Origin of the sequence: Devosia sp. LjRoot16 (assembly GCF_964252795.1) — a bacterium.
Classification (GTDB): domain Bacteria; phylum Pseudomonadota; class Alphaproteobacteria; order Rhizobiales; family Devosiaceae; genus Devosia_A.
The window spans coordinates 99276-125218 of sequence record NZ_CAXUPH020000002.1; the positions used below are offsets into that span (position 1 = coordinate 99276).

Annotated in this window: 29 protein-coding genes and 4 tRNA genes; 14 read left to right on the top strand and 19 right to left on the bottom strand. The window is 63.1% G+C overall.

Features of this window, described 5'->3' with window-relative positions; genetic code table 11:
* Positions 1-68: 68 nt before the first annotated feature.
* The 7 genes from rpoB to secE form a co-directional block, all read right to left on the bottom strand.
* Positions 69-4217 (bottom strand): DNA-directed RNA polymerase subunit beta, encoded by a 4149-nt coding sequence (gene rpoB, locus ACSQ23_RS10905; RefSeq protein WP_055877950.1) that lies wholly within the window; start codon positions 4215-4217, stop codon positions 69-71.
* A gap of 348 nt (positions 4218-4565) precedes the next feature.
* Complete coding sequence (rplL, locus tag ACSQ23_RS10910; protein ID WP_055877952.1) at positions 4566-4940, bottom strand: 50S ribosomal protein L7/L12; 375 nt, start codon at positions 4938-4940, stop codon at positions 4566-4568.
* 71 nt (positions 4941-5011) lie between these two features.
* Entirely contained in the window at positions 5012-5530 is a 519-nt protein-coding gene (gene rplJ, locus ACSQ23_RS10915) for a 50S ribosomal protein L10 (protein WP_055877957.1), read from the bottom strand.
* 361 nt (positions 5531-5891) lie between these two features.
* On the bottom strand, positions 5892-6587 hold the full coding sequence (gene rplA / locus ACSQ23_RS10920; RefSeq protein WP_436090623.1) for a 50S ribosomal protein L1: 696 nt from the start codon (positions 6585-6587) through the stop codon (positions 5892-5894).
* 2 nt (positions 6588-6589) lie between these two features.
* Positions 6590-7018 carry a 50S ribosomal protein L11 gene (gene rplK / locus ACSQ23_RS10925; RefSeq protein ID WP_055877963.1) on the bottom strand — a complete coding sequence of 143 codons (429 nt, stop codon included), beginning with the start codon at positions 7016-7018 and terminating at the stop codon, positions 6590-6592.
* A gap of 164 nt (positions 7019-7182) precedes the next feature.
* Positions 7183-7713 carry a transcription termination/antitermination protein NusG gene (gene nusG / locus ACSQ23_RS10930; RefSeq protein ID WP_055877965.1) on the bottom strand — a complete coding sequence of 177 codons (531 nt, stop codon included), beginning with the start codon at positions 7711-7713 and terminating at the stop codon, positions 7183-7185.
* Between the two features lie 35 nt (positions 7714-7748).
* Entirely contained in the window at positions 7749-7943 is a 195-nt protein-coding gene (gene secE / locus ACSQ23_RS10935; RefSeq protein WP_055877966.1) for a preprotein translocase subunit SecE, read from the bottom strand.
* A 236-nt stretch (positions 7944-8179) separates the two neighbouring features.
* Between secE and ACSQ23_RS10940 the strand changes: the two genes are divergently transcribed.
* Together ACSQ23_RS10940 and ACSQ23_RS10945 are read left to right on the top strand one after the other, a co-directional pair.
* A complete protein-coding gene (locus ACSQ23_RS10940; protein ID WP_436090624.1) occupies positions 8180-8308 on the top strand; it encodes a hypothetical protein in 129 nt (42 codons plus the stop codon).
* Between the two features lie 12 nt (positions 8309-8320).
* On the top strand, positions 8321-8566 hold the full coding sequence (locus ACSQ23_RS10945) for a helix-turn-helix domain-containing protein (RefSeq protein WP_436090625.1): 246 nt from the start codon (positions 8321-8323) through the stop codon (positions 8564-8566).
* Here ACSQ23_RS10945 and ACSQ23_RS10950 read toward each other — a convergent pair.
* The 3 genes from ACSQ23_RS10950 to ACSQ23_RS10960 form a co-directional block, all read right to left on the bottom strand.
* Positions 8536-8829 (bottom strand): hypothetical protein, encoded by a 294-nt coding sequence (locus ACSQ23_RS10950; RefSeq protein ID WP_055996333.1) that lies wholly within the window; start codon positions 8827-8829, stop codon positions 8536-8538. The genes ACSQ23_RS10945 and ACSQ23_RS10950 overlap by 31 nt on opposite strands.
* Before the next feature lie 262 nt (positions 8830-9091).
* Positions 9092-10039, bottom strand: coding sequence for a hypothetical protein (locus tag ACSQ23_RS10955; protein WP_436090626.1), 948 nt, complete (start codon positions 10037-10039; stop codon positions 9092-9094).
* A gap of 407 nt (positions 10040-10446) precedes the next feature.
* Positions 10447-10522 (bottom strand) — tRNA-Trp (locus tag ACSQ23_RS10960).
* Between the two features lie 168 nt (positions 10523-10690).
* Here ACSQ23_RS10960 and ACSQ23_RS10965 point away from each other — a divergent pair.
* A complete protein-coding gene (locus ACSQ23_RS10965; protein WP_055877974.1) occupies positions 10691-10969 on the top strand; it encodes a hypothetical protein in 279 nt (92 codons plus the stop codon).
* 83 nt (positions 10970-11052) lie between these two features.
* Here ACSQ23_RS10965 and ACSQ23_RS10970 read toward each other — a convergent pair whose 3' ends face one another.
* On the bottom strand, positions 11053-11220 hold the full coding sequence (locus ACSQ23_RS10970; RefSeq protein ID WP_156384537.1) for a hypothetical protein: 168 nt from the start codon (positions 11218-11220) through the stop codon (positions 11053-11055).
* Between the two features lie 97 nt (positions 11221-11317).
* Between ACSQ23_RS10970 and gcvA the strand changes: the two genes are divergently transcribed.
* The 3 genes from gcvA (at position 11318) to ACSQ23_RS10985 (ending at position 13635) form a co-directional block, all read left to right on the top strand.
* Positions 11318-12211, top strand: a complete 894-nt coding sequence (gene gcvA / locus ACSQ23_RS10975) for a transcriptional regulator GcvA (protein WP_436090627.1) — start codon at positions 11318-11320, stop codon at positions 12209-12211.
* Between the two features lie 97 nt (positions 12212-12308).
* Positions 12309-12569, top strand: coding sequence for a dCTP deaminase domain-containing protein (locus tag ACSQ23_RS10980; protein WP_436090628.1), 261 nt, complete (start codon positions 12309-12311; stop codon positions 12567-12569).
* Entirely contained in the window at positions 12553-13635 is a 1083-nt protein-coding gene (locus ACSQ23_RS10985; protein ID WP_436090629.1) for a UTP--glucose-1-phosphate uridylyltransferase, read from the top strand. Before ACSQ23_RS10980 ends, ACSQ23_RS10985 begins: the two co-directional genes overlap by 17 nt.
* 161 nt (positions 13636-13796) lie before the next feature.
* Here ACSQ23_RS10985 and ACSQ23_RS10990 read toward each other — a convergent pair.
* Positions 13797-13870, bottom strand: a tRNA-Gly gene (locus tag ACSQ23_RS10990).
* A 145-nt stretch (positions 13871-14015) separates the two neighbouring features.
* On the opposite strand from ACSQ23_RS10990, the gene ACSQ23_RS10995 reads away from it, so the two are divergent.
* The 5 genes from ACSQ23_RS10995 (at position 14016) to ACSQ23_RS11015 (ending at position 17913) form a co-directional block, all read left to right on the top strand.
* Positions 14016-14411, top strand: coding sequence for a thermonuclease family protein (locus ACSQ23_RS10995; protein ID WP_436090630.1), 396 nt, complete (start codon positions 14016-14018; stop codon positions 14409-14411).
* 160 nt (positions 14412-14571) lie between these two features.
* Positions 14572-15402, top strand: a complete 831-nt coding sequence (locus ACSQ23_RS11000) for a sugar phosphate isomerase/epimerase family protein (protein ID WP_436090631.1) — start codon at positions 14572-14574, stop codon at positions 15400-15402.
* The gene (locus ACSQ23_RS11005; protein ID WP_436090632.1) at positions 15399-16160 is read left to right on the top strand and encodes an NAD-dependent epimerase/dehydratase family protein; all 762 of its coding nucleotides are present in this window, start codon (positions 15399-15401) and stop codon (positions 16158-16160) included. Before ACSQ23_RS11000 ends, ACSQ23_RS11005 begins: the two co-directional genes overlap by 4 nt.
* An 80-nt stretch (positions 16161-16240) precedes the next feature.
* The gene (locus tag ACSQ23_RS11010; protein WP_436090633.1) at positions 16241-17272 is read left to right on the top strand and encodes a PAS domain S-box protein; all 1032 of its coding nucleotides are present in this window, start codon (positions 16241-16243) and stop codon (positions 17270-17272) included.
* Between the two features lie 158 nt (positions 17273-17430).
* Positions 17431-17913 (top strand): AAA family ATPase, encoded by a 483-nt coding sequence (locus ACSQ23_RS11015; protein WP_244488411.1) that lies wholly within the window; start codon positions 17431-17433, stop codon positions 17911-17913.
* Between the two features lie 41 nt (positions 17914-17954).
* On the opposite strand, the gene ACSQ23_RS11020 is transcribed toward ACSQ23_RS11015, so the two are convergent.
* Positions 17955-18039 (bottom strand) — tRNA-Tyr (locus ACSQ23_RS11020).
* A 154-nt stretch (positions 18040-18193) separates the two neighbouring features.
* Here ACSQ23_RS11020 and rlmB point away from each other — a divergent pair.
* Positions 18194-18949, top strand: a complete 756-nt coding sequence (rlmB, locus tag ACSQ23_RS11025) for a 23S rRNA (guanosine(2251)-2'-O)-methyltransferase RlmB (protein ID WP_055877986.1) — start codon at positions 18194-18196, stop codon at positions 18947-18949.
* Positions 18950-18983: 34 nt separating this feature from the next.
* Here the strand turns inward: rlmB and ACSQ23_RS11030 are convergent, their stop codons facing one another.
* On the bottom strand, positions 18984-20051 hold the full coding sequence (locus ACSQ23_RS11030; RefSeq protein WP_436090634.1) for a hypothetical protein: 1068 nt from the start codon (positions 20049-20051) through the stop codon (positions 18984-18986).
* 88 nt (positions 20052-20139) lie between these two features.
* The gene (locus ACSQ23_RS11035; protein WP_436090635.1) at positions 20140-20814 is read right to left on the bottom strand and encodes a DUF1345 domain-containing protein; all 675 of its coding nucleotides are present in this window, start codon (positions 20812-20814) and stop codon (positions 20140-20142) included.
* A gap of 142 nt (positions 20815-20956) precedes the next feature.
* Between ACSQ23_RS11035 and ACSQ23_RS11040 the strand changes: the two genes are divergently transcribed.
* Both ACSQ23_RS11040 and ACSQ23_RS11045 read left to right on the top strand, forming a co-directional pair.
* A tRNA-Thr gene (locus tag ACSQ23_RS11040) sits at positions 20957-21032 on the top strand.
* 101 nt (positions 21033-21133) lie between these two features.
* Entirely contained in the window at positions 21134-21967 is an 834-nt protein-coding gene (locus ACSQ23_RS11045; protein ID WP_436090636.1) for a hypothetical protein, read from the top strand.
* A gap of 153 nt (positions 21968-22120) precedes the next feature.
* On the opposite strand, the gene ACSQ23_RS11050 is transcribed toward ACSQ23_RS11045, so the two are convergent.
* From ACSQ23_RS11050 to ACSQ23_RS11065, 4 genes are all read right to left on the bottom strand, one after another.
* Complete coding sequence (locus tag ACSQ23_RS11050) at positions 22121-23299, bottom strand: hypothetical protein (RefSeq protein WP_436090637.1); 1179 nt, start codon at positions 23297-23299, stop codon at positions 22121-22123.
* A complete protein-coding gene (locus ACSQ23_RS11055; RefSeq protein WP_436090638.1) occupies positions 23278-24132 on the bottom strand; it encodes a hypothetical protein in 855 nt (284 codons plus the stop codon). Before ACSQ23_RS11055 ends, ACSQ23_RS11050 begins: the two co-directional genes overlap by 22 nt.
* Positions 24078-24635 carry a hypothetical protein gene (locus ACSQ23_RS11060; protein WP_436090639.1) on the bottom strand — a complete coding sequence of 186 codons (558 nt, stop codon included), beginning with the start codon at positions 24633-24635 and terminating at the stop codon, positions 24078-24080. The genes ACSQ23_RS11055 and ACSQ23_RS11060 overlap by 55 nt, the downstream gene beginning before the upstream one ends.
* 195 nt (positions 24636-24830) lie before the next feature.
* Positions 24831-25724, bottom strand: coding sequence for a hypothetical protein (locus tag ACSQ23_RS11065; protein ID WP_436090640.1), 894 nt, complete (start codon positions 25722-25724; stop codon positions 24831-24833).
* Positions 25725-25943: the final 219 nt, after the last annotated feature.

The window sequence follows — 25943 nt, forward strand, 5'->3', positions numbered from 1 at the left end:
TTATCGGAGCTCCCCGGCGGCTCGGGCCGGGAAGCGTCCGAAGTGAATGTGGGTTGAACTCGGCAGCCTTATTCCGCCGCGTTCTGAGGAGGTGCGAGCTGGTTGTCGGCAGGGCCGCCCTGGGGCAGCGCATCGCCTTCAAACGTATCCAGCTCGACATTGAGGCCGAGAGAGCGGATTTCCTTGACGAGAACGTTGAAGCTCTCGGGGATGCCCGCCTCGAAGGTGTCGTCGCCTCTGACGATCGCCTCGTAGACCTTGGTGCGACCAGCAACGTCGTCCGACTTGATGGTCAGCATTTCCTGCAGCGTGTAGGCGGCGCCGTACGCTTCGAGCGCCCACACCTCCATTTCGCCGAAGCGCTGGCCACCGAACTGCGCCTTGCCGCCCAGCGGCTGCTGGGTAACGAGCGAGTACGGGCCGATCGAGCGGGCGTGGATCTTGTCGTCCACGAGGTGGTGGAGCTTCAGCATATAGATGTAGCCCACGGTCACCCGGCGATCGAACTGCTCACCGGTACGGCCATCGAAGACGATGGACTGGCCGGTGGAGTTCAGCCCTGCCCGCGTCAGCAGCTCGACGATATCGCTCTCCTTGGCGCCGTCGAACACCGGCGTGGCGATCGGCACGCCCTTGGAGAGATGCTCGCCGAGGCGGAGCAGGCTGTCGTCGTCAAGCTGGGAGACGTACTCGTCGCCTTCGTAGAGGGCGCTGATCTCCTTCTTGAGCGGCGTCATGTCGCCCTTCTGCTGGTAGGTCTTCATGATCTCGTCGATCTTCTTACCCAGGCCGCGCGCGGCCCAGCCAAGATGCGTCTCGAGAATCTGGCCCACGTTCATGCGCGACGGCACGCCGAGCGGGTTCAGCACGATGTCGACGTGCGTACCGTCTTCGAGGTACGGCATGTCTTCGATCGGGGTGATACGCGAAACCACACCCTTGTTGCCGTGCCGGCCGGCCATCTTGTCGCCCGGCTGGATCTTGCGCTTGGTCGCCACGAAGACCTTGACCATCTTCATCACGCCCGGCGGAAGTTCGTCACCGCGCTGCAGCTTGTCGACCTTGTCGATGAAGCGCTGCTCGAGCAGCTTGCGGCTCTCCTCGTACTGAGCGTGGAGGGCCTCCATCTCGGCCATCACCTTGTCGTCCTCGAGGGCGAACTGCCACCACTTGGACCGCGGCTGGGCGTCGAAGGTCGCGTCGTTCAGCTTGGTGCCGTTGACATAGCCCTTGGGGCCAGCGGTCGCGGTCTTGCCGAACAGCATTTCCTTCAGGCGCGCATAGACGTTGCGGTCGAGGATCGACTGCTCGTCGTCACGGTCCTTGGCCAGGCGCTCGATTTCCTCGCGCTCGATGGCCATGGCGCGCTCGTCCTTGTCGATGCCGTGGCGGTTGAACACGCGCACTTCAACGACGGTACCAGCATCGCCCGGCGGAACGCGGAGCGAGGTGTCACGGACGTCCGAGGCCTTCTCGCCGAAGATGGCGCGGAGGAGCTTTTCTTCCGGCGTCATCGGGCTTTCGCCCTTCGGGGTGATCTTGCCAACGAGGATATCGCCGGCTGCGACTTCCGCACCGATGTGGACGATACCGGCTTCGTCGAGGTTCTTCAGCGCTTCTTCCGAAACGTTCGGAATGTCGCGGGTGATTTCCTCGGGACCAAGCTTGGTGTCGCGGGCCATCACTTCGTATTCCTCGATGTGGATCGAGGTGAACACGTCCTGCATGGCGATCTTTTCGCTGAGCAGGATCGAGTCTTCGAAGTTGTAGCCGTTCCACGGCATGAACGCGACGAGCACGTTGCGGCCGAGAGCCAGATCGCCCAGGTCGGTCGAGGGACCATCGGCAACGATGTCGCCGGCGTCGACATGGTCGCCCACCACCACCAGCGGGCGCTGGTTGATGCAGGTCGACTGGTTCGAACGCTGGAACTTCATCAGGTTGTAGATATCGACGCCGGACTTCGACGCATCGGTCTCTTCGGTGGCGCGGATAACGATACGGGTCGCATCCACCTGGTCGACGATGCCCTTGCGCTTGGCGACGATCGCGGCGCCCGAGTCACGGGCGACGATCTTTTCCATGCCGGTGCCGACGAACGGCGCCTCGGCACGCAGCAGCGGCACGGCCTGCTTCTGCATGTTCGAGCCCATCAGGGCGCGGTTGGCGTCGTCGTTCTCGAGGAACGGGATCAAGGAAGCCGCGACCGAGATGACCTGCTTGGGCGAAACGTCCATCAGGTCGATGGTTTCTTTGGGCGTCAGGCCGTTGTCGCCGGCGTGGCGAGCCACGACCAGGTCGTCGGCGAACTCACCCTTGGCGGTGAGCTTGGCGTTGGCCTGGGCGACGTAGTGCTTGGCCTCTTCCATTGCCGACAAGTAGACGACGTCGTCCGTCACCTTGCCGTCCACGATCTTGCGGTACGGGGTCTCAATGAAGCCGTACTTGTTGACGTGGGCGTAGGTCGCGAGGTTGTTGATCAGGCCGATGTTCGGGCCTTCCGGCGTCTCGATCGGGCAGATACGGCCATAGTGGGTCGGATGCACGTCACGGACTTCGAAGCCGGCGCGCTCACGGGTGAGACCGCCAGGCCCGAGCGCCGACAGGCGACGCTTGTGCGAAACTTCCGACAGCGGATTGGTCTGGTCCATGAACTGGCTGAGCTGCGACGAGCCGAAGAACTCGCGCACTGCGGCAGCCGCGGGCTTCGCATTGATCAGGTCCTGCGGCATGACGGTGTCGATCTCGACCGACGACATACGCTCCTTGATCGCGCGCTCCATGCGGAGCAGCCCGAGACGGTAGTGGTTCTCCATCAGCTCGCCGACCGAACGCACCCGGCGGTTGCCGAGGTTGTCGATGTCGTCGATCTCGCCCTTGCCGTCGCGCAGGTCGACGAGGGTGCGAACCACCTCGACGATGTCGTCCTTGCGCAGGATACGGACGGTGTCCTCGACGTCGAGGTCGAGACGCATGTTCATCTTGACGCGGCCGACGGCGCTCAGGTCATAGCGCTCGCTGTCGAAGAACAGCGACTTGAACATGGCTTCGGCGGTCTCGACGGTCGGGGGCTCGCCCGGACGCATCACGCGGTAGATGTCGAACAGCGCGTCTTCGCGCGACTCGTTCTTGTCGACGGCCAGCGTGTTGCGCAGATATGCGCCCACGGTGACATGGTCGATGTCGAGGATCGGCAGCGCGTCGAAGCCGGCGTCCTTGAGCTTGTTGAGCAGCTTCTCGTCGATCTCGTCGCCGGCTTCGGCGAAGATCTCACCGGTCTTGAGGTTGACCAGGTCCTGCGCGATGAACTGACCGTAAAGGTCCTCTTCCACCACGGCGAGATGGGTCAGGCCGTTCTCGGCGAGTTTCTTGGCCTGGCGCGGCGAGAGCTTCTTGCCGCCTTCGTGCACGACGTCGCCGGTCTTGGCGTCGATGAGGTCGAACGTCGGCTTGGCGTTCTTCATCTTGTCGGCGTCGAACGGCTTCTGCCAGCCGGTCTTGGTCTTTTCGAACTGCAGCGTCGTGTAATAGGTGTCGAGGATCTCCTCGGCATCCATGCCGAGCGCCTTGAGCAGCGAGGTCACCGGAATCTTGCGGCGACGATCGATACGGGCGAACACGATGTCCTTGGCGTCGAACTCGATGTCGAGCCAGGAACCGCGATACGGGATGATGCGGGCGGCGAACAGGAGCTTGCCCGAAGAGTGGGTCTTGCCCTTGTCGTGATCGAAGAACACGCCCGGCGAACGGTGCATCTGCGAAACGATGACGCGCTCGGTGCCATTGACGATGAAAGTACCGTTCATGGTCATGAACGGCATGTCGCCCATATAGACGTCCTGCTCCTTAATGTCCTTGACGGAGCGAGCGCCGGTCTCTTCATCAACTTCGAACACGATCAGGCGAAGCGTGACCTTGAGCGGCGCTGCGAACGTCATGTCGCGCTGACGGCACTCGTCGACGTCATACTTGGGCTGCTCGAACTCGTATTTCACGAACTCGAGGGAGGCAGTGTTGGAAAAGTCGGTGATCGGGAAAACCGACCGGAAAACGGACTGAAGCCCCTCATCGTTACGACCGCCCTTGGGCTCGTCGACGATGAGGAACTGATCATAGGAGGCCTTCTGAACCTCGATCAGATTGGGCATCTCCGTGACTTCGCGAATGCTGCCGAAAGATTTGCGTACCTTGCGGCGGCCGTTGAAAGTGGTAGCCATACCAGCTCCTCAAATTTCTCGATGTCTCGGAGGCAGATGTCCAAAGGCCCGACTATCAGCCGTCGGGCATCAGGACATCAGCCTTGTTATTTTCATCGGGGCCCGGTGAGAGGGAGAGAGCCCCGGTCATTACGCACTCGTTTGCGCGGGGCCACTTCTGCCCCCGTCGCAACTGCACTCGAATTCATCTGCGCTCGATGAGCGCCATCCGAACTCCGAAATTTTGATTATCCTGCCCGGCCATCCAATCGCGCGGGTGGAACGCGTCCCAAACACTATAAATGCGACGCAAATAAGGCAGCGCGGCAATTCTGCCGCGCTGCCCGAGATCGTTGTCCGGAGACGAGCTTACTTGAGCTCGACCTTGGCGCCGGCGGCTTCCAGCTTCTTCTTGATGTCTTCGGCTTCGGCCTTGTTGGCGCCTTCCTTGACGGCCTTCGGAGCCGCTTCGACCAGCGCCTTGGCTTCGCCGAGGCCCAGACCAGTGATGGCGCGGACTTCCTTGATGACGTTGATCTTGTTCTCGCCGAACGAAGCGAGGATCACGTCGAATTCAGTCTTCTCTTCCACCGGAGCGGCAGCAGCAGCGGCCGGGCCGGCAGCGACGGCGACCGGAGCGGCAGCCGAAACGCCCCACTTCTCTTCGAGAAGCTTCGACAGCTCGGAAGCTTCCAGAACGGTCAGGGCAGACAGGTCGTCTACGAGTTTGGCGAGATCAGCCATTTGAGTTCACTCTCTTTGATGTTTCAGTTCGAACCGTGGAGGGCCGGATCGGCCCCACGTGGGTAGTTTGCCTATGCTGCATTGCTCTTCTCGGCGTGCGCCGAGATGACCCGTGCAACCGCGCCACCAGGGGCCTGGAGGACCGACGCGATACGCGTGCCGGGCTGCTTGAGCATCCCTGCGAGCGTGGCGCGAAGCTGGTCCAGCGACGGCATGGTGGCGAGCGCCTTGACGTTGTTGGCGTCGAGCCCGGTCTTCCCCATTGCGCCACCGAGAACCACGAACTTCTGGTTCTTGTCAGCGAAAGCGGCCGCGACTTTCGGCGCGATCATGGGATCCTTGGCGAAGGCGACGACGGTCGGACCTGAGAACAGGGCCGACATATCGGCGTTGTCGGTTTCCTTCAGAGCAAGCTTGGCAAGGCGGTTCTTGGCCACCTTGATCGTCCCGCCGGCCTGCTTCATCTGCCTGCGCAGATTTTCCAGGTCGGCAACGGTCAAGCCGGCATTCTGGGCAACAACGATCGATCCGGCCGTCGCGAACGACGACTGGAGCGAGGCGATGAGCTCAGCCTTTTCCGCTCTTTCCACTGCTAGTCTCCACATTTGGTCCGGAGATAGGCCCCGGACCGTTTGCCAATTGCTGCCCTCCGTTTGGGAGTGCAGCGGTTGATGCCTGTCAACCGGCTGACCGTCGGAGGGCGAAATGCCCCTTGGCGGCAACTGGCCTGGTTCGAACCGGACACGAATTCCGGTTGTCACCCCATCTATGCGGGCCCCTTGTTCCCTTGATCGCGCTAGCGCGTCGCTGGGTTCCTTTGATGCGCGCGAGCGCGTCGCAGGCTCGGGATTAGCGCCCTTTCGGGCAGACCCGCAGTCTCGGACAGGACTTCACCGATCCGAAGATCGGCATCCTGGCGGCATCGCTGCCGCCAGGAATTGGTAGTCGGTCTTAAGCGTTGACCGACGAGGGATCGACGTGCACGCCCGGGCCCATGGTCGAAGACACGGCGACGCGCTTGACGTAGGTGCCCTTGGCGCCAGCAGGCTTAGCCTTCTGGATCGCGTCGGCGAACGCCTTGATGTTCTGCAACAGGGCCTCTTCCGAGAACGAGGCCTTGCCGACGCCGGCGTGCAGGATGCCTGCCTTCTCGACGCGGAACTCGACAGCACCGCCCTTGGCGGACTTGACCGCACCGGCGACATCGGGGGTCACGGTCCCGACCTTCGGGTTCGGCATCAGGTTGCGCGGCCCGAGGATCTTACCGAGACGGCCGACCAGCGGCATCATGTCCGGGGTGGCGATCACGCGATCGAACTCGATCTTGCCACCCTGGATGATTTCCACCAGATCTTCGGCGCCAACGATATCGGCGCCGGCCTTGCGGGCCTCATCGGCCTTGGCATCCTTGGCGAACACGGCGACGCGAACGGTCTTGCCGGTGCCGTTGGGCAGGTTCACCACGCCGCGTACCATCTGGTCGGCGTGACGCGGGTCAACACCCAGGTTGAACGCAACTTCGACGGTCTCGTCGAACTTCGCCTTGGCGCGTTCCTTGACCATCTTCACGGCGTCGCTGAGCGCGTAGAGCTTCTTGCGATCGATGCCCACGCGGGCGGCGTCAGTACGCTTACCGAGCTTGGTCATGATCAGCCTTCCACCTGGATGCCCATGGAGCGGGCGGAGCCGGCGATCATGGTCGCGGCCTGGTCGACGTCATAGGCGTTGAGATCGGCCATCTTCTTTTCGGCGATCTCACGGATTTGCTTCTGCGTGATCGTGCCAGCAGATTCCTTGCCCGGGAGCTTGGAGCCGGACTTCAGGTTCACGGCCTTCTTGATCAGGTAGGTAACCGGCGGGAGCTTGGTCTCGAAAGTGAAGCTCTTGTCGGCATAGATGGTGATCACGACCGGGGTCGGGGCACCCTTTTCCTGCTCGGCGGTCTTCGCATTGAAGGCCTTGCAGAATTCCATGATGTTGAGGCCGCGCTGACCCAGCGCGGGGCCGATCGGGGGCGACGGGGTCGCCGAGCCGGCCGGGACCTGAAGCTTCAGGTACCCAGTGATTTTCTTTGCCATGGTTCAATCTCCATATGTGCCCAGGATCGGGCGGGTGATCCGCGTCACCGGATCTGTGAGACGCCGTGGTCCGGGCTTTACGAGCGGTTGGCGACCGCCCTGCCCTCCCACGGTTTTCTCGCAACACTCAGGCTGCGAGTATCCGGCTTGCGCCGGAATCTGGATCAGACCTTCTCGACCTGACCGTATTCCAGTTCGACGGGCGTCGGACGCCCGAAGATCGAAACTTCCACCTTGAGGCGCGAACGCTCCTCGTCGACTTCTTCCACCACGCCGTTGAAGCTGGCGAAGGGACCGTCGGAGACACGCACCTGCTCGCCGACCTCGAACGAGACCGATGGCTTCGGATGCTCGACGCCTTCCTGCACCTGCTGCAGGATGGCCATGGCTTCCTTCTCCGAGATCGGCATGGGCTTGTCGCCCGAACCGAGGAAGCCGGTAACTTTCGGCGTGTTCTTGATCAGATGGAATGCCTCGTTGGTCATATCCATCTTCACCAGCACGTAGCCCGGGAAGAACTTGCGCTCGGCGTCAACCTTGCGGCCGCGACGCATCTCGACCACCTTCTCGGTTGGCACGATCACGTCGTCGAACAGGTCTTCAAGCTTCTTCTGCGCAACCTTCTGGCGGATGTCTTCCGCCACCTTGCGCTCGAAGTTCGAGTACGCCTGAACGATATACCAGCGCTTGGCCATGCCGCGTCGAAGCTCCTAAAAGTTCAGTTTACCGTTCAGCGGATCGACAGGACGAACTGCACGGCCATCGCAATGAGCTGATCCGCAAGCAGGAAGAAGACGCTCGCGATGACCACCATCACCAGCACCATCACCGTCGAGACCAGGGTCTCGTTGCGGGTCGGCCAGGTGACCTTGCCGACTTCCTGACGAACCTCTTGCAGGAACTTCAGCGGGTTCAGTGCAGCCATCAGCTCTACTTCCGGTCGGGCCATCAGGCCAAAAACGAAGAACCGCGCGAGTCACCCCGGGCGGCTTGGGAAGGGGTATCTAATGGCTTGCCTCGGCTATTGCAAGTCCCAATGACACCGTGATGTCGGCGCTCCGGCGCCCGTGCACGAGGGCTGTCAGCCATCCGTCAGGTTGCCTCCGTTACCACAAGCCTACGGACCCGCGGCGTGATTCTGGGGCGATGGGGATGGGGGCGTTGCTGCAAGCGATGACGCGAGCCCAGTTCGGGCACTGGCTGCCAGTGGCGATCATGGCCGCCGCCGCTGTCGTCGCTTTCCTCGCCGCCCTTGATCTCAGCTTCACCCTGCCGGTCGACATGGAATAGCGCGAGGCCTCGATGCTCAACGCCTACAACCTCCATCCCGATCGAGCCGCGACGCTGCAACTGGTCGGCCTGCAGGCCGCGGATGTCGAGCGCGAACTGATCCTTGCAACGCTGCGCGCCACCCACGGCAACCGCACGCACGCGGCCGCCATCCTTGCCATCAGCATCCGAACGCTGCGCAACAAGCTGCACGAGTATCTCGAAGACGGCATCGACGTACCGCCGCCTCACGACGCCGGAAAATCCGACGAAGCATAGAGCCGGCGCATCGCGACGCTGTCGTAGCGCTCGCCATCGACCTCCAGCGTCGCCGAGTTCAGCTTGCCCGGAAGCAGCGATTCCATCGCATAGCGCAGCGCCAGGGTGGCCGAAGGAAAGCGACGGTAGTCGAGACCCGCCTTCCGCCCCACCTGCACCGGAAAGTAGAGATCGGCCGGTTCGGTATAGTCGAACGGTCCGGACGGCTCCTCGGCGCCGACGCTGGGATCGGCATCGGACCCGGAAAGAGGGCTGCGCGGCATGGACGCGGTCTCCGTCAGCCGAAACTGGTGCCGAAGCGCAGCAGCGGCGCCAACACGAACAGTGCGCCGAGCGTGATGAAGAAGCTCAGCGCCACCGTCAGCGTGCGACTGGGCATGCGACGAACCGCGACGGGCGCGGTGTCGGGATGATCCACGGGCATATAGGGGGGTCGCTTTCGCTGGCGGCGCGTTGGTGCGCCCAGGCACTGTACGCCCCCATTCGACAGCCACCTATCGAATTCGGCGCGCCGCACCGGGGCGATCAGGCCGCGCCGCCCGGACCGACAATGGAATCGGGGATGGTCACGTCAGATTCCGACGGCGCCTTTGCGTGCTGCGTGCGGTTGAACCACCTGATGGCAAAGCCAAAGCCGACCAGCAGCAGCCCGCCGCCGACGATGGAGAGCGGCGACGGCCCCAGCGTTGCGAACCACTGGATGAAGAAGTGGATCGCTCCGAACACGGCGGCGGCATTGACCACCCAACGGCGGTTGGCGCGGATCGCCCAAAGGCCCGTGACGATGAGCACCAGGGCCCAGGCGACGCTGAAGGCCAGCGGCGGAAGCTTCAGTGCATCGTCGCCGAACAGCGAACCGATGAGGAAGCCGAAGTTCAGCATCAGGATAGCGACGCGCGCCGCGATGATCGCCAACCGCTCATAGTCCGCGGACAGCCGCAGCGAGAGCAGATAGAGCCCGAGCGTCAGCGCCGCGAGAATGCCGATGGTCAGGGCCGGCTGCCAGAAGAAGCTGCCATTGTAGGCCGTTGCTCCGCCCACTGTTGCCGTCAGCATGATCACCGACAATGCCGCCAGGAGGCCCGAGCGCGCCGCCACCGCCGCCACTGCCAGCCCTCCTCCGATGGCCAGATTGATCGGCACCGAACCCTCAGCGAGGATCGAGATGCCGCCCGAGAGGGCAAGGGCACCGATGGTGACGCAGATCTGGCCGAACAAGGTCCAGCGCTCGATGCCGTTGAACCTGAGCACCAGCCCGAGCGCCAGAAGCAGCCCGCCGAGCCCGATGGCGGTCTCGGCGGTGGGAAACAGCGCGCCCAGCCCGATGACGATGGCGGCAGCGCCGAACGAGAGCAGAATATTGGTGCCAAGCGCGCCGGTATCGGCCTTGGCAAAGCCCTTCAGCCGATTGGCCTCCGCCTGCGTGAGATCCCCGCGCTGGACGAGATCGTCGAGGTCGAGCGTCACTTTCATGTCGTCAAATCCCCAAGCCCCACGCCTTCTTGGGATAGATCGGCAGCGCTCGCAAGGGATGGTCATGCAGCAGGCCGCCGCATTGGCGAGAGTTGATCGCGCCGATCAGCGGGATGTCTTTGTTAAATGCGCGCCTTTCGCAGCCGACCTAGAGTGAGGGCTTCGGGAGGAAGCAGCGGGCTGCTGACTCTGGTGGCAACTCGTGTCGCGCCCGCTGTCTTTCTCCCGAGAGCCCTATGCTCGGGACGATCTTCCCTGCTGCGCCATTGCCACCCTCGTCGCGGCGATGCTGGCACCCCCGGTCGCGATGTGGCTCGGAATGCCGTGAGTGGACCGACGCCTACCGGCGCGGCGCACTTCGATCGGCGAAAATAGGATTGGTCGGCGCGCTCAGGCGCCTGGGCAGGTGGCAGGGGCAGAAGGACTTGAACCCTCGACCCTCGGTTTTGGAGACCGATGCTCTACCAACTGAGCTATACCCCTAAACCTGCGGCCCTCCCTCTACTGAAAAGCCTCGCGCCGCGCAAGTGGCAAGGGGGCAACCTTCGCGTGATGATTGCGCGCCGCTGTGGCGCGGGATTAGGCTCTGTGCCGCGCGGCCCAAGGCCTTTCACCAAGGGGCTGCGCTTTGGAGGCAACCAGGGGAAATAGATGAAGAGACTCGTTCTCGTTGCCGCGCTCGTCGCGTCCGGTTTCGCCGTGCCTGTCCTGCCTGCCGCTGCCGCTTCGGTGCTCTCGGATTCGGAAGTGAACTGCCTGATCTTCCCCGCCCTGAAGAAGGAATGCTGGGAGAAAGGCGCCGAGATGCTGAAGGCGACGCCGAAGACGGTTGCCACGGCGACCGAAACCACCGCGACCAAGCTCAAGCTGCCGACGCTGTGGACCTGCACCGCTGCGCCCAAGGGTTCGGGCCACCTGCTCGACTGCTGATCTCGAATCTGTCCGCACAAACAGAAGGCCCGGCAGCGATGCCGGGCCTTTGTTATGGTCCCTCGCGGAAGCGGCGCCGCTCATCACGGGTGGTGAAAAGGATAGTGCGTGTCGTTGGCGCCGATATCGGTGCGCAGGTACGAACTCAGCTCCCGGATATCGGCCACGGGGTGGGCGCGAGGCGGCAGGATGACGTGCTTCACCCAGCCGAACAGGCGGGCAGCGCGGGACTTGGGGGCCTGGTAGAGCATTTCGATCACCGTCAGCTTTGATACGTGTGAAGGGTAGATGCGCCTTCAGAGCTTTGATTTCCAACCAAAGCTCGAGTATCATGCATAAGGAGGCCTTATGTCAGATCACCTACCCCCACTTGCTGCGATCCGCGTCTTCGAGGCGGCTGCCCGGCACCTGAGCTTCACCCGCGCCGCCCAGGAACTGGGCATGACGCAGGCTGCGGTGAGCTACCAGATCAAACTGCTCGAGGAGCGGGTGGGCTCGCCGCTGTTCCTCAGGCGGCCGCGCGAGGTGGCGCTCACCGAGGCCGGCGAGCGGCTGGCGCCGGAGGTGAGCCGCTCTTTCGAGATTCTGCGCGAAGCCTTCATCGATTTCGGAGCGCGCGAGCATGGGACGCTGATCGTCAACACCATGCACACCTTTGCCGCGCAATGGCTGGCGCCGCGGCTCGGCATCTTCCAGCTCCGGCACCCGGAGATCGCGGTGCGGCTCGAGACCACTGACCGGCTGGTAGATTTCAGTCGCGAGCAAGTGGATGTCGTCGTGCGCGCCGGCAAAGGCGTCTGGCCGGGGCTCAACGCGGTCAAGCTGCTCGACGTGCGCTTCACCCCGATGCTGTCGCCGGCGCTGGCAGCGAGCATCGGCGGAGTTCATGAGCCGGCCGACATCCTGAAACTGCCGCTGCTCGACGCCGACGACCCCTGGTGGATCCTCTGGCTCGACGCCTACGGCCTGCCGCGCGATGTGCTGAAGCAGCAGAAGACACCCTCGATGAACATGCAGACCTTCGACGCGATCGCCGCCATGACCGGCCAGGGCGTCACCCTGCTTACCCCCGACTATTTTCAACGCGAGCTGGCGGAAGGGCGACTGATACAGCCGTTCGAACGAGTGTTCGGCGAAGGCACCAGCTTCTGGCTCGCCTACCCCGAGGGACGCCGCAACGTCGCCAAGATAAAGGCGTTCCGCGACTGGGTGGTCGAGGAGGCGGGCAAGCCGATCAACTAGGAAGGGCTGGAGCGAGTTAACGGGATTGATGAGCTCAAGCGTGGGGGGCAGATCCCTCCTCCGCCACCACTAATCCCTGGGTATTGCCCCCCCGCGCATGGGCCCGTTCGTTCATGTCACGGCGGACTTGATAGATATCGGTTCGATCAACCAGTGGACGCTACAGCTGAACCCCGTGCAGCCGGTTCGTGTATACCCCGGCATGCGGATTGGGCAGGTTACGTTCTGGACCGTTCGCGGAAACATCGTCCTGTATTGTGGGAAATACCAAGGTAGCAGGGGCCGCAGAGCTCCAAGGCCTATATCGAGTTCAAAAGTTGACCGTGATTGGGAGGAAAGGCATGGACCCTCGGTTTGAGGAGGAGGCGCCAGCAACGCAATACTACGATAACGCGCTGTTTGAGCGCCTGCGTCGCAACTACAGGAGCAACTCACTCTCTACGCCCCTCCTGACCGACATCCGGTATGCAACGCGAGCCGATATCCAGTCCCACTGGCCGGACGAGGCCCACCGAAAAACCGGCAGTTCGATGATATCGGCCGGCGATGTCGGCGCTGTCATTCTGTGTGGTGGCCTTGCAACCCGCTTTGGCGGCGGGGCAAAGGCGGCCGTAGAGTTGTTGCCAGGCTGGACGCTGCTGCGTGTAAAGCTGGAAGCGCTGGCAGGGGTCGCCGCGGCGCACGACACAACGTTGGCAGTAATCGTCGTGGTCAGCCCTGCGACTGAACTCGCCGTGCTCAAGGTGCTCGAAAGCCAGAGCCATGCGAGGCTGCGCATCAAAGTCGTAACGCAGTCGGTGCTGCCACGGCTACTCGAGGATGGGCACCTGCTGCTGCAAGCGGATGGAACTCAGAGTTTCAGCCCACCCGGCCATGGCGAGGTTCCGAAGCTGCTCGCTGCCCACCACAGCATAGACGGCATTTCCCCGCGCTTGTGGCAAATCTCCAATATCGACAACCTGCTTGCAACGCTCGATGCCGACATCGTCGGGGCGCACATCGCCAGCAAGATGGATGCCACCGTGGAGGTGGCTCCGGGGACCGCGACGGATGTCGGTGGATACCTCACCTACGGTCCGCACGGTTTCGAGATTCTCGAAGGCTTCCAGGTCGACCCCTCGGATCGCCCCACCCAGGAATTCTTCCTCAACACCAATACGTTCCTTATTGGCGGCACCGCCATTTCAGCCGGAGAGCGCCTCCCCTACTACGCGGTGACAAAGACGACATCGGATCGACGAACCGCCGTCCAGTTCGAGCAACTGCTTGGAGGTATTGGCAGCCTGATATCGCTTAACGCAGTTGCTGTGCCGCGGGACGGCAACATGTCTCGCTTCAGGCCGATGAAGCTCATCGAAGACTTGCACGAGTCACGCAGCGCGGTGGTCGCGGCGCTGGAGGCATCCGGCCTGATCAACTGGTAGCCGCCGCCGATTACTCCTGACCGGTGCGTCGGTGGCCGAAGAAGATCTGCCGCATCGCCTCGTCGATATCAGCCTCCTTCACAAACCGGCAGGCTGGCTGCAGGGATGATAGAGCTGAAACGCCGCGTTTTCATGCCGTTAGGTCGACGGGCGGGAAGGGCTGGAGCGGGTGAAGGGAATCGAACCCTCGTCATAAGCTTGGAAGGCTTCTGCTCTACCATTGAGCTACACCCGCGCCGGAGCGCCAGCGCTTCTTAGTGGCTGAGGCGCGATGCTGGCAAGCCTCTTCGATCCCGTCCAAGCCTCTTCGATCCCACCCAAACCTCTTCGATCCCACCATTGTGCGTTGCTCACGCGCCGGATCGGAGTCAGCGTGAGGCATGCGAGCTGCGATTGCCCTGCTGATGCTGCCGCTGCTGGCGGCCCCCCTTCCGGCCCACGCCGAGGATGCACGGTTCATGCTGTGCGAGGCCCTGCCCCACCTCACCTGCGTGTGGTCCGGCGACAGTTTCTACCTGCGCGGCAAGGTGGTCCGCCTCGCCGACGCCGTCACGCCGGAGCGCTACACGTCGGAATGTCCCAAGGCGAGCCAGCTCTCGTGGCGTTCGGCGCTGCGACTGCGTGACCTGCTGAATGCCGGGACCTTCGAGATCGGGGATGCCGATGGATCGGCGTTGGCGTTGGTGTCGCGGGATGGACAGTCGCTGGGTGCACAGCTGATCACCGAGGGGCTGGCCCGGGCGAGGACGCCGGCATCGCCGGACTGGTGCGGCTAGCCAAGTCGCGCCGGCGCAGCCCCTGCCCCACGCGAGGCAAACGTATAATTGACTCCGGGCGCTGCCGCCGGATGGATGCCGCGTCTCGAGGAGGACGATGATGCGGCTTGGTATGAGCGGGTGTTTTTTGCCCGCGGACATGAATGACCTGACCCCAGAGATGTGCCGACGGGTTCGCGATGCAGGTTTTTCCGGCATCTTCACGCGCTTTCGCGACAACGACCCGCTGACCGCGCGTCGCGAGGACGCGGAGCGGCTGAAAGCCCTGCTCGCCGACGAGGGCGTGGCACTGTTCCAGACCACCGGCTACTGGCAGAACCTCGTCACCTCCGACGAGACGGCGCGGGCGCAGTCGGTGCGCGTCGTGCAGGCGGCGCTGCAGCTCGCAGGCTGGATGGGCGCCCGCGGTATCGACACCGGCCCCGGTTCGATGAACCCAGCCGGGCCTTGGTTCCCGCATCCCGATAACTGGACGGCCAGGGCCGAGCACCAGTTGGTCCGCTCGCTCAAAGAGTGCGCCAAGGCGGCGGAGGATGCGGGAGTGTTGCTCAGCCTCGAATCGCACTCGCTGGTGACGCCGCGCACTCCTGAAATCGCCGCCCGCATCCTCGATGCAGTGGATTCGCCATGGGTGCGCTGCGACTATGATTCCGCCAACTGGATCACGCTCGAGACGATCTACGATACCGGCGGTGCGCTCAACGCGCATTTCGACCGGCTCGGCCGCCACATCTGCAGTGCCCATGCCAAGGATATCTGGGTGGAGAACCGGCTGGCGATCCACTTGCAGGACGGCTGCCCCGGCAAGGGCCTGATGGACTTTGCGACGCTGTTCAGCCGGCTAGAGGCGCTCGACCCGGACTATCCGCTGATCGCCGAGGGCAACTCGAGCGAGGAACTGCCCGAAGTCGGGGCACTGTTCCACCGGATCGCCGACGAGCGAGGCATCCGCATCCTCGATGTCGGCGATAAGCCGGAGGCTGCCCGATGAAACTGCTGCTCGTCGGCGGGGCTGGCCATGTCGGCCAGCTGATCACCCCCTATCTGAAAGCGAGGCACACGCTCAGGGTGCTCGACCTCACCCCACCCGCCGACCCTGACGTCGAGCATGTGAAGGGTTCGGTGCTCGACCCCGAGGCGATCCGCGAGGCGCTCACCGGAGCCGATGGTTTCGTTTGGCTGGCGATGCGCAGCGCCCAGGGCGGCATGGTCACCGACCAGGATATCGAAACCATCGTAAACAATTATGACTTGAACACCAAAGCCTTGCACCTGTTCCTTTACCTGGCGCAGGAAGCTGGGGTGAAGCGTGGGGTCTATACCAGCTCGATGAGCGTCCACTATCGCGGTCGCCCGAATTATCCCGGCGAGGACCGGGTGCCGCTCGACTCGCCCTCCGTCTATGGCCTCAGCAAGGGACTGGGCGAAGAGATCTGCGCCTATTTCGCGCACTGGTTCGGCATGAACATCATCGGGCTGAGGATCAGCGGACCGCGCAAGCGCGCCGACTATCTGGCGCAACGCCGCCACCCGCAGCGCGCCGGCGACGGCAGCTATGTCTACCCGCTCGATGAGGAGGACATGGCGAACGCCTATCTCGGCGCCATCGAAGCGGTGACGCCGCCCGCGCCTGGCGGGTTCGAGGCCTTGTTCATCGTCGGCGACGAGACCGGGGAGGAACACGACCTGTCGAAGGCCGCTCGACTCATCGGCTGGCAACCGCGCTCGCACCGTCTGCTGACCGAATAGCGGCGGGACGCGGAGAATCTCTCGCGCCCCGGAACCAATGTGCGTCCCTCTCGTTCACTGGCGGGTGTCTGGGGGACTATATGCAGGGTGAACGAGAGAACCTGGACGAGGCCGAGCGCATCATCGAGGCGCGGCTCGCCGCAATCATTGATTCGTCCTTCGATGCTGTAATCGCCAAGGATCTGAACAGCGTGATCACGCATTGGAACCCGGCAGCCGAACGGATGTTCGGCTACACGGCCGAGGAAGCCATCGGCCGCTCCATCACCATGCTGATCCCGCCGCACCTGCAAAGCGAGGAAACCGACATCATCCGGCGCATCCGCGCCAATGAGCGGATCGAGAGTTATGAGACCGTGCGGCTGCGCAAGGACGGCAGCACGGTGTTCGTGTCGCTGACCGTATCGCCGATCCGCAACCCGCGCGGCGAGGTGGTGGGCGCTTCCAAGATCGCCCGCGACATCACCCAATCGAAGGAAAGCGAACGGCGGATCCGGGTGCTGCTGCGCGAGATCAACCATCGGGTGAAGAACCAGTATGCGGTGATCCTGTCGCTGATCCGCGAGACCGGGCTGAGTTCGGTATCGATTGACGAGTTCCAGGCCAAGATTCGCACCCGCATCGCCAGCCTCGCGGCCTCGCATGACCTGCTGGTCCGCTCGGAATGGACCGGCTCGACGCTGGCCGAACTGGTCAAGGCGCAACTGGCGCCGTTCGGACACGAGAACCTGGTGACCATTTCGGGCCCCCTGGTCTCGATCTCGCCCAACGCCGTGCAGAACCTCGGTATGGCCTTCCACGAGCTGGGCACCAACTCCGCCAAGTACGGGGTGCTCTCCGGTGCCGGCGGCGCCATCACGGTGTCATGGTCGGTGAGTCGGGGGCCGGCGGCCGAGCTGGCGATGACCTGGGACGAGAACTTTGACGAGCCGCTGGTAGCCGAGCCGCAAGCCGGGCGTGGGTTCGGAACCGTCGTACTCGAGCGCGTAACACCGGTCGCCCTCAATGGCCGAGCCAGTACCACGCGCACCGCGTCGCGCATTACATGGACGCTCGAGGCGCCGGTGAGCTCGGTATTGATGGAAGAAGCTGGCGCAGAGGGCGACGCCTAGGCCGCGCCGCCTCTGCCTTCGGGGATCGGCGAGCCGACCCTGGGATCGGCGAGAGCCGACCCTGGGATCGGCGAGAGCCGACCCTGGGATCAGCGAGAGCCGGTTGCGCTTCCGATGGAGGTGGGGCCACATGTGGAGGCAACCGAGACTGGCGGGTCATGGCAACACTTCATCTGATGGTTGGACTGCCAGGCAGCGGCAAGACGACGCTGGCCCGGAAGCTGGAGGTCGATTACGGCGCGCTCCGCCTTACCGTTGACGAGTGGCATGTCCGGTTGTTCGGCATGGACGTCGAGGAGCACATTGACGACGGTGATCTCGCGACACACAACGCCAGGCACGCTGCTATCGAGGCGCTGCTGTGGGAGACTGCGTCGCGGGTTCTGGTCCTTGGCGTGGACGTGATCCTCGACTTCGGCTTCTGGACCAGGCGCGAGCGAGACGAACTGCGAGCAAAAGCTCGCGATCTCGGCGTCGGCTTCACAATCCACTTTGCCGATGCGACCGAGGGGCAGCTGCTGGAACGCATCAGGGCCCGGAATGGCCAGTTGCCTTCCGGGACGTTTCACATCCCCGAGGCCAGGCTCAAAGACTGGATGGGCCTGTTCGAGGCCCCATCGCCGGACGAGCTCACTGAGTAAGCCTGCCGGGGCTCTAATGAATACCGACCGCTTCAAGGGGGTGGTGGAGGGGACTGGATTCGAACCAGTGTACGCTAAGCGAGCAGATTTACAGTCTGCCGGATTTAACCACTCTCCCACCCCTCCATTCAGAGCCGGAGAAACGAACGGCGCCCGTCCCCGGGCGCGTCGTCGGGGCGGTTTATGTCGGGGCGGTGAACGCCTGTCAACACCCAATCCGCCCTTTGCGCATCGCAGTGCTCGCCTTGCTGTCCTGCATCAAAACCGCTAGGGCATCCCTATGAGCCGCAACAAATTCCCGCCCAAGCCCAAGTACGACCCGGATACCGGGCCGGTCTACCTCTATGGGCTGCATACGGTGCGGGCCGCACTCGACAATCCCCTGCGCGAACGGCGGAACCTCTTGGTCACTCCCAATGCGCTGATGCGCCTCAGGGAGACCGGTCCGGTGGAGATGCGCTTCACCGAAACGACGCCCAGGGATCTCGATCGGCTGCTCGGTGCGGACGCCGTGCACCAGGGTGTGGCGCTGGAAGTCGAGGCGGTCAGCCGCTTCGGGCTCAACGATGTGCCCAATCCCCGGCTGGTGGTGATCCTCGACCAGCTGACCGACCCGCATAATGTCGGGGCGATCCTCAGAACGGCCTGTGCCTTCGGCGCCGATGCGGTGGTCACCACGGCCCGGCATTCGCCGCGCGAGACCGGGGTCATGGCGAAGGCTGCGTCCGGGGCGCTCGACATGGTGCCGATGATCGAGGTGCGCAATCTCGGCGACGCCATCGAGAAGCTCAAGGAGCGCGGGCTGACGGTGATCGGCTTCGATTCGGAGGCCCCTGCTCCGATCCGCCCACGCACCGACGATGCGCCGATGGCGATCGTCCTCGGCGCCGAGGGCAAAGGCCTCAGGCAGCGGACGCGCGAACTGTGCGACGAAATGGTGCGGCTCGACATGCCCGGGCCGATCAAATCGCTCAACGTCTCGAACGCGGCGGCGATCGCACTGTTCGCGGTAACCGCCGGCCGCGCGGGGGCATAAGGGCCCGCGGGGATACCCGCGGACCCTCAGTACCTCACGGCGTGGTGCAGCGCACCAGATCGGTCCCATTCACGTTCAACACGTCGGTCCCGGCCTGGGCGATCTCGATCGTCTTGTCGCCCGCCTTGAGGCTTGCCTTGCCGTTCGTGGCCGGAACGGCATCCACCAGCGTGATCTCGCTACCCTGCCGCACGGAGATCTTGGTGATCACCACGTAGCCAGTGCCGCCGGCCTGGTCGACCGTGCCGCAGGCATCGTAGGTCGGCGCCCAGACGCCGAGATAACCAATCTCGCTGCGATTGGCATTGGCCGCCAGCCGGGTATCTGGCTTCAGGCCATCGGCCGGCAGGATGCCCATGGCGGGGGTGGTCATCACCGGCGCCTCAGCCGCGGCAACGGCAGCGGCAGCATCGGCAGCGCCCTTCGCCTCGGCAGCGGCAGGTGCCGCGGCAGCCGGAGCGGCTTCGGCGGCGGCTGCAACAGCCGCCTCGGCGTCAGCCTTGCCCTTGGCGGCGGCCGCGGCGACGGTCGCTTGCTTGTCTGCTTCCGCCTTGGCGGCCGCGGCTGCCTCAGCCGCCTTCTTGTCCGCTGCTGCCTTGTCCGCTGCTGCCTTGTCTGCGGCTGCCTTATCCGCGGCAGCCTTATCCGCGGCAGCCTTATCCGCAGCAGCCTTATCTGCGGCCGCCTTATCCGCGGCAGCCTTGTCCGCGGCTGCCTTATCCGCGGCTGCCTTGTCTGCAGCTGCCTTATCCGCGGCTGCCTTATCCGCCGCCGCCTTGTCCGCGGCTGCCTTGTCTGCAGCTGCCTTGTCCGCCGCCTTATCCGCTGCAGCCTTATCTGCGGCAGCCTTGTCCGCGGCTGCCTTATCCGCTGCAGCCTTATCTGCGGCAGCCTTGTCTGCCGCCGCCTTGTCTGCTGCAGCCTTTTCCTCGGCAGCCTTCTGCTCCGCTGCAGCCTTATCCGCATCAGCGGTGGCGGCCGGCGCAGCGGGGGCTTCGGCGGCCGGCTTGGCCGGCGGCGGTGCCGAGTTGTTGTCGCAGGCAGCGAGCAGCAGGCCCAATGACAGGGCGACCGGCAGGGCCAGAAGGTGCGTTCGTTTCATGGTCGGTTTCCTCTTCGAAGTTTTGGCGCCCGGGACAGCCGCCCGCCGCGAGTGACCTGTTTGCCTGGGTCGCCGGAGACGCCCAGCCTCATTTGCCGGCGATCGCCACGACAACGTTGACCGTCGCCGCGACAATGACCGTGTTGAAAAAGAACGAGACGACGCCGTGCAGGGTCACCAGGCGCCGCATAGCCCGCGACGTCACCGCGACATCGGCGACCTGCGCGGTCATCCCGAGCACATAGGAGAAATAGAGGAACGCCGCGCCGTCGGGCGGCTCGTCGCCCGGAAACGCCAGGCCGGCGAGCACCTTGCCCTGCTCGTTCGGGTCATCGCGATAATACTCATGCGCGTAGTGCAGCGCCGCCATGGTGTGCACCGTGAACCAGCCGAGCACCACCGAAACGACGCTGACCGTGATCTCGAGCGGGTCGGTCTGCCCTGCCCTGCTATTGAGCGCGAGGAACAGGAAGATCATCGCCACAACCGCTACGAGGATGGTGACGAGAAAGATCGCGGCGACGGGAGAATCGGCGTCATCGGGCCGCTGCTCCAGGAACTCGGCGGTGAGGCAGGGAAACTCGATACGGACGAGCAGCAGGTAAGTGACGAACATCGCATTGGCGGCGGCGGCGACCGCATATTTGGGCGACAGCAGCAGGCACGCGACAAACACTGCCAGCCCGACGCCGACGCCCCAATAGAAGGCGGCGTGCCGCGGCAGAATGCGGGCCGGAACCGATGCGCTTCGTTTGCCTCCCACGGCGTCTCCTCCGCCAGTGAATCACCAGCCAGCCGGATATTTGCACATCGAGGATGCCACATCTAAGACAAGCCGTCGCCGCCCGGCGCGCATGCTTCGGCGCCTTGCGCCATCCAGCTGCCAGTGCTATCGACCGCCTCGGGCCGGCATAGCTCAGTTGGTAGAGCAACTGATTTGTAATCAGTGGGTCGCGAGTTCGATTCTTGCTGCCGGCACCAAATTTAGCCATATATTACAAGGAATTACAGGACGGTCGCGTCAGTGAGCTAAAGCGTTGCTCCATCCTGGGTTCGGCCGGGGTTCACTTTTGGGGGTTCACTTGACCTACAATCGCATTATCTGGGGTCACGAATGGCCTGCGGCGCCCAGCGGACAAATCTCCGGCTATCCAGCAGATCGACTGCCTGAGGGCTTTGACCCCGCCATCGCACAACGTCTGCCAACGCTTTTTATGCAAGAGGGGAAGCGGGCAGACACGGCAGCCCGCGTAGGATTCGTGTCCGAGATACGCATCTTGGGCAATTCGGTCTCCTTTAGGTATCAGTACGACCTCGATGTGCCGGCCATTCCGCAGGACGAGTTGCAACCGTTCGCAGGCGAACTCGACCTAACGAGCTTTGGGCGCCAATTCGACTGGACAACGACGACCTGGCGGATCGTCGATAGCGACCTCTATCGCTTGGCATTTCGACTAACCGGCCGTAGTCGACGAAATCAGCCAGTCGTCTTCAATGTCAGCACACCCCCACAGATCGACCCGCGACAAGTCTCGGCGATGATGCCGTTCGATGCCGGCTTTACGGCTGTTTATCAAGCGATTGAAGCGGCCGCCGGCCCACTCAATCTTCAGGTCAACCGCGCCGACAACATCTGGGAGCACCACGCGATCATCCAGGATGTCGCTTCTTTGATTGATCGGTCGCGAATCGTGGTGTGCGACCTGACCAGCAGAAATCCCAACGTCTTTTACGAGGCAGGTATCGCCCACGCTTTGGGGCGCGAGGTGATTTTGATCACCCAGAACGCAGAAGACGTGCCATTTGACCTGCGGCACCTCCGCTACATTCGGTACTTGCCGAATGCGGAAGGCCTGGCCGACCTGACCAACCAACTTCGCGCCCGGATAACAACGCTTCTTGTCGACCAGTCGTGAAGGCGAATTATCGTTGCTGACCTCGGTCCAACGGCATCGCCGCCCACAATCAGACCGTAACAGCCGACCGCCGTCCAACACCTGGCCGTCCATGCTCATGTGGATTGCTCGCAGCTCGCGGCGCTCCTCGAGCGTCATTTGGTTGGCCGCCTTCTACTTTGGGTGGCGCCCCGCCTCACTCATCGCGCGCTCAACTGCGCGCCGGAGCCCGTGGGCTCCGCGCGCCTCCCCCACGATGGTCGGCCACGCCGGCTGACGGCCGGTTTTCGGGTTGCCCCAATCGCTATCGAGCAGGTCATCGACCACTTCGCAGTCGACTTCCTCGTTGTCGGTCAGCTCATATAGGCCGGCGTCGGACAGCATCACCTTCAGCAGCAGCGGAAAGACGAAGGCGGCGATGACCATGTGCTGCCCAACCACCCAATTGGAGCTGAGGTGGTCGCGCTCCTTGCCATGGGCGGTCACGCTGCGTTGCTCGTAAAGCTCTTTCATCCACTTCCGATGCACCCGCCACGTCAACTGCTCGGCAATCCACTCCGGCTTGTGGTCCGGCTTCACCCGCTTGGCGGCATCGAGGGTATGGCCGGGGAATCTCGTCCAGCGGGCGGCGAAGGCCGTAGCAAGCTCCAAGGCGTTAGGCGGCGGGCCGAGGAGCCGTTCGAACGCCACACCCGAAAGCAACAGGCAGTTGCCGGCATTCAGCTCCATGGACTCGGCATTGGCCAGAAGGAAGAATTGTAGCGCCGCCTCTAGGCTTGCCCATATGGGGTTGCCTGAGGCCTTTGCCTTGGCCAATGCGCGTAGCAGTCGCGCGTTCACCTCGTCGCAACGGGTGCCTTCGACCTGCGGCGGTTGCTGGAAGATGGTGTTAGAAAATGTTCGGCCACCGACGCGCAAGGACATCCCGCGCCGGGGATAGCTGAGGCTGATATCTTCGGACTGCCGCAAGGGCATGCCGATGGCAAAAAACATCGCGGCGTTAAGGTGCGCGGCGAAGAAGCCCTCGAAGTACTGCTGCTCGGACAGGCAGCATAAGGCGAGGATTTCCGCAGCGCGCATCGCAGCGTCGACATGGTCGCGGCCGACATCCCATGCGACTGGGCTGCGGGGCCTTAGCACAACTGTGCACGAGGTGATCGGCTTGCCGCCCTGGTCGACATGGGTGCGCATTGCCTTCATGGCGAGCGGCGCCGCTTCTGGTCCGAAAACATCGGCAGCACCGTCAACATCAACAGGTACGAAGCGAAAGGCACCAATCGATACCTGGGCGGGCAGTTTCACCCACGGCAGCATGACCATGAAACCCGGCGTCATGGCGATTTGTTGGCCCAAGGAACCGGCTCCACCTCGCCCACCCATCGGCTTGCAAGCCTACTTGAGTACTTGCCCGCATAACCAGCGGCTCGGAGGATGGCCAGCTCCAAATACCATTGAGCTAGCCGCCACGCCTCAACGACACACTTATCCACGGGCATAAGCGAACGACGTTCCGGATGCACCAGTTCGTTGCGAACTTTGGTAATGGCATGAGGCCCATCCTGCCAAGCACCCTTCCGCTGCCCGCTGCGCAGGTTCACGAACTGCTTGGGGATGGATACAGGTATCGCCATCTCGATCAAAAGTCGGCGGATCTTCTCTGCCGCGTTACCGCTTGTAGGTTTGCCCAAAGCGGCCAGGTAGCCTGCCGCCAACCCTTCCAACGCAGCCTGTGAGAGAACGAGTGAGCCATCGGCGCCGGCGGCCTCGCCGCCGCGGTTGCTGCGCAGATACCAGTAGTTTGCGGCCGAGATGGCGGCTCCATACCCTGGGTCTTTCAGGGCCGCAATAAAGCCAGCGAACAGGTCGGACAGTGCTTCCCCGTGATGCTCATCGAACCAGTTTTGTCTTCCACCCCATGGGGTCGAAGGAAAACCTGCCCATTCCTCGTAAACTACCTCTCCAGCGACGTTGACACCGGTCGCACCAAATACAGCCGTCCAACGCCCCGCCGCAAACGAAATAAGTTTGTGGAACAGCGCTACGAGGCGCTCGCCATTGCCTATCGAGAACGTGCGTCCGTCAATGCGAGTTACGCGCGCGACGTGAGTGATAGCGTAACCACCAGCCGCTTTTAGCCCCCCACCAATCGCTTCGTGTCGGGCACGGCCTGCATCTCTATGGCCCATTCGGTCGACTTCATGACTGTGCGCCCAAGCCTGCGCTCTGTGCCACCACCGACATCGAGAATGAAGTCGTCTCTCCCGATGAAGTCGGGAAAGTTCAGAACGTGCAGTGTGAGCGAAGCTAATCGAGCGCGGCGGGAGGTGCAGATCGTGAACGGTCCAGCACGACACACCAGCTCCAACGAAATCTGACCAGATGATCCGAAGGAGATCTTGCTCGCGAGCATCCGCGCGGGCCGCGTCATGTCGCCGAACTGCATCGCCAGTTCCCCCTTTCGGGGGTTGTGGGTCAGCTCCAATGTCTCGCTGGTTGCGGGAACTGTGACCGACACCACCAGCCGGTCGCGTGGTGCCAGTTCGAGCCGGGCTTGTCCCTCACCTTCGACATGGTAGCGACCATCGCTCAATCGGACGGGTCTGCTGCCGAGCGGAATTGGGGCGTTGACGGCGGTCGATGAATGCACCGGTGCAATCGCAGCGACTTCACGAGACAACCGCACATCCATCCTGACTTCCTACCGGGGAGCTCACGGCCGCCCATTTACGGACCCAGCCACAGAACCGCGTGACGTCCTGCGTTGTTGTCCAGTGTGCCTCGCTACTTTCGGGGGAGGAGATGCCCGAGCAATAGGGCCCACTGTCCGACTTACAAAGACTTGCCCGCCGGGCCGCTGTAATCATGGACATTGGCACGCCTTGATCTAGTTCCCTACCTTGATGGCTTCGGGCACCTCCGGCGGTGCTTTGGTCATCGGGCCAACCTTGTCGGCAAACGCCAAGATGTCGGCGGCCTGCTTCACGCTGGCGTTGTCCAGTTCCTGATCGTTGAGGCTCTCGACTACCTCCCTGAGAAGAGCACTCTCAAGCTCGTCGACCAGAAAGGGCAAGCCGCCGACCCCGTGCTCATCCAGAAAGGGGGCTTGATGGGCAAGTATGGACTTGACCATGTCGATCATTGGCTCCGGGTCGGCCAACATCTTCTTGCCGACGCCTGTTTTCAGTGCTGACCACTGCGCGATCGGCAAAGAAAGGACGTGGCGATATGCGCTGAACTTCGCCCACACCAGCGGAGAGACGAACGGACGTACTCGGTTCGGGTCGGCGCCGAGGTCCTTGATGCCCTCCAATCCGGCCAGCTTCCAGATGCTGTCGCCAAACAGCCGCATCTTCTCGGCTTCTTCGCTGTTGCCCACGGCAGAGTCCAGAGCCACGTCCCATCTGATCGACTCCGATAGCTTGGCCAGGAATTTGAACTTTCCGCTCTCAACCACGGCGGCCCAAAGCGTCTCGATGGCCTCGATACGCTTTTCCCCCAGCGTTGCGTGCCGGGCAGCCATGTTTGCCAGTGCTCCGCTCCGAAGGGCGGCGACTTGCTCATCCCTCGCTTTGATTTGAGCACGCAGCCGATCGAGGTCTTGTTCAGTCTGCTTCCGGAGGGCCTCTAGCTTCCGATCGTAGTCGTGCTGAACACCGCCGGTGATCTTGGCGTTGATCCAGGTGCCGACCACAAAGACGACAATCGAGACAATCCCCGATGTCATGACCGTGGCGAGGCTGTTGACAGCAGCCGCAGTCACCATTTCAACCAGGTTCAAGGGCTCGCTCCGAAGGATCGTTGATAAGCCCGCAGCGACATACCGCGAGTCCGGGCCCAACCAAATGAAAGAGGCGCCCGACGGACGCCCCACAAGTTACTAACATAAGTGATTATGTCGCGAAATCCTTGGCCTCATCGCGCTGAGACAGGTTGCCAACAGCAATGCATACCGTCACGCCCTCGGGGAACGACAGCCCCAAGGCTCTCGCGTCGACCT